This is a genomic window from Caballeronia sp. LZ003 (genome assembly GCF_031451465.1).
Lineage (GTDB): Bacteria > Pseudomonadota > Gammaproteobacteria > Burkholderiales > Burkholderiaceae > Caballeronia.
In genome coordinates, this window is the sequence record NZ_JARUXJ010000151.1 from 1 (window position 1) to 527 (window position 527).

Genomic DNA, 527 nt, shown 5'->3' on the forward strand with positions numbered 1-527 from the left:
TTGACCTGTCCCGCAACCGGAGATGATGCAGAGGTGCGTCATGACTAACACCACAGAAGCGATCGTTCGTCGACACACGACGGCCGCAGGCTTGATTGACTTCTTCTTCGAGCGCTTCGATACGGCCCATGCGTCGGACAATGAATTGCAATATCTCGCGGACTTCACAGCCACCGTCGCTGACATGGCTGAATCGCTGTCTACGCTCACTGCGGGCATCGGTATGTTGGTCAGCGCTGATAGTCGGTCGGAGAGCAAGCACCTTCGTACCGAAGCTCTGCAAGGCAAAGATGAACCTGCTCTGCTCTTCCACGTTGCGGCCGAGATCGAATTGATCGCTCGTATCGCTGAAGTAGCGGCGGACTCCAATTGCTACTTGCAGCGACGGTTGACCGACCGTCTCAAGATTGAGCGTTCTCGTCGTGGCTTTAGCGATGAGTACTCCTCACAGGCGGTCAACCATGGCTAATCGTTGCGATCTCGCCGCTAAGGCATGGCAGATTCACGATGTCCTGCGAACCCTTTCG

1 protein-coding gene is annotated in these 527 nt (G+C 55.8%); it reads left to right on the forward strand.

Annotated features, from left to right (window positions below; translation table 11 throughout):
* The first annotated feature begins 40 nt into the window (after window positions 1-40).
* Window positions 41-469, forward strand: a complete 429-nt coding sequence (locus QCE79_RS33525) for a hypothetical protein (protein ID WP_309851817.1) — start codon at window positions 41-43, stop codon at window positions 467-469.
* Window positions 470-527: the final 58 nt, after the last annotated feature.